The sequence below is a fragment of the Actinomadura sp. 6K520 genome (genome assembly GCF_004349245.1).
Lineage (GTDB): Bacteria > Actinomycetota > Actinomycetes > Streptosporangiales > Streptosporangiaceae > Spirillospora.
In genome coordinates, this window is record NZ_SMLC01000370.1 from 1 (window position 1) to 1,984 (window position 1,984).

The window sequence follows — 1,984 nt, forward strand, 5'->3', positions numbered from 1 at the left end:
GCACCGGCCAGTTCGTCGGCACCCCGTCCTCCAGCCCCCACCCGCCACCAATCAAACGACGAGTTCCACTCGGCTCACCGGAATACATCGCGCCCGAGGTGCTGCAAGGCGAGGCGGTCGAGCAGGCGTCGGACGTGTTCTCCTGGGGGTGCGTCGTCGCCTACGCCGGGACGGGGCGTCCCCCGTTCCAGGGCGGGACGGTCGCGGAGACGTTCCACCTGATCGCCACCGCGGAGCCGGACCTCACCGGCATCCATCCGCGGCTGCGCGACATCGTCACCGCCGCGCTCGCCAAGGACCCGCGGGCCCGTCCCACGGCACGCCAGCTCCTCACCCGGCTCGTCGGGCAGGAGAAGGCCGACCCGGAGCGGGCCGCGGAGACGATCTCGGCGACCTGGCGGGCCGCGAACCCGGCGTCCGAGGACGGCCCCGCGACCGGGTCGAACGGCGCCGGCCCCGCGGCACCGGCGGGCGCGGCCGCGGAGGCCCCGCAGCCCAGGCCCGCCGCCAAAGCCGCGCCGCAGACCGCGCCCCAGACCGCGCCCCAGACCGCGTCCAAGGCAACGGCCGGCGAGGCCGCACGCGCCGAGGCTCCAGCCGCGGCGTCCCCGGCCCCGGCCCCGTCCGAGCCCGTCCGGCGCGACCCGGACGCCGGCGAGGAGACCGTCGTGGTCGACCTTCCGTTCCCCGCGGCGTGGCAGGGGCCGCGCCGGTGGCTGACCCTCCTGCGGGGCCTGCTGGTGATCCCGCACCTCGCCGTGATGCTGCTCATGTACACGGCGCTGGTGATCGTGATGCTGCTCAGCTGGTTCGTCATCCCGTTCACCGGCCGCTACCCCCGCCCGCTGTACGGTCTCGTCGTCGGCTGCCAGCGCTGGTCCGGGCGGGTCGTGGCGTACGCGTTCGGCCTCACCGGCGAGAAGCTCCCGCCGTTCCGGACCCTCCCCCGGGCGCGCCGCACCCGCTGACCGTCCGCGGGACGTCCTGCACGGGGGACGAGCGACCCTCGCGAATTCCCCGGGGCCGCTAGGGTTCTACGCGAAACAGACACCTATTTCAGTTTCAGGACCACGATGACCACGCACGCAGGAGAGAACGGCGAGGCCCTGCGCCCGGACGACCCCGAAAGGCTCGGCCCCTACCGGCTGGTCGGCCGGCTCGGCCGCGGCGGCATGGGCACGGTCTACCTGGGCGAGGACAGCGCCGGGCGCCGCGTCGCCGTCAAGGTGATCAACAGGGAGCTGGCCGGGGAGGGCACCTTCCGGGAGCGGTTCCGCCGCGAGGTGACCGCCGCGCGGCAGGTCCGCCGGTTCTGCACCGCGCCGGTGATGGACGCCGAGCTGGACAACGACCCCCTGTACGTCGTCACCGAGTACATCGAGGGACCAAGCCTGGAGAGCGCCGTCGCCGAACGCGGCCCGCTGCCCGGGTCCGACCTGGAGGGCCTCGCGGTCGGGGTCGCCACCGCGCTCGCCGCCATCCACGGCGCCGGGATCGTGCACCGCGACCTCAAGCCCGCCAACGTCCTGCTGTCGTCCACCGGCCCCCGCGTCATCGACTTCGGCATCGCCCGCGCCCTCGACGCCACCGACGGCCCCACCCGCACCGGCCAGTTCGTCGGCACCCCGAACTACCTGCCGCCCGAACTGCTGCGCGGCGAGCAGGTGACGCCCGCGTCCGACGTGTTCTCGTGGGGCTGCGTCGTCGCCTACGCCGGGACGGGCAGCGCGCCGTTCGCGGGCAGCACCGTCCCGGAGATCTTCTACCGGGTCGTGCACGACGAGCCGAAGCTGGACGGGCTCGACCCGGGCCTGCGCGACATCGTCGCCGCCGCGCTCGACAAGGACCCGCGCAACCGCCCGTCCGTCCAGGACCTGCTCGGGCGGCTCGTCGGCAACGGCAAGGCCGACCCGGCGACGCTCGCCGAGAACGTCCGGGCGGGCTGGCACGGCCCCGCGGGCGACCCGACCGTGCAGGCGCGGAC

General features: G+C 74.9%; 2 protein-coding genes. Both read left to right on the forward strand.

From position 1 onward, the window contains the following. On the forward strand, positions 1-968 hold a 968-nt coding region (locus E1289_RS37370), incomplete at its 5' end, for a DUF4389 domain-containing protein (RefSeq protein WP_131988881.1). A gap of 105 nt (positions 969-1,073) precedes the next feature. Beyond that, positions 1,074-1,984, forward strand: a 911-nt coding sequence (locus E1289_RS37375; RefSeq protein ID WP_131988883.1) for a serine/threonine-protein kinase, incomplete at its 3' end; no start/stop codon positions are given.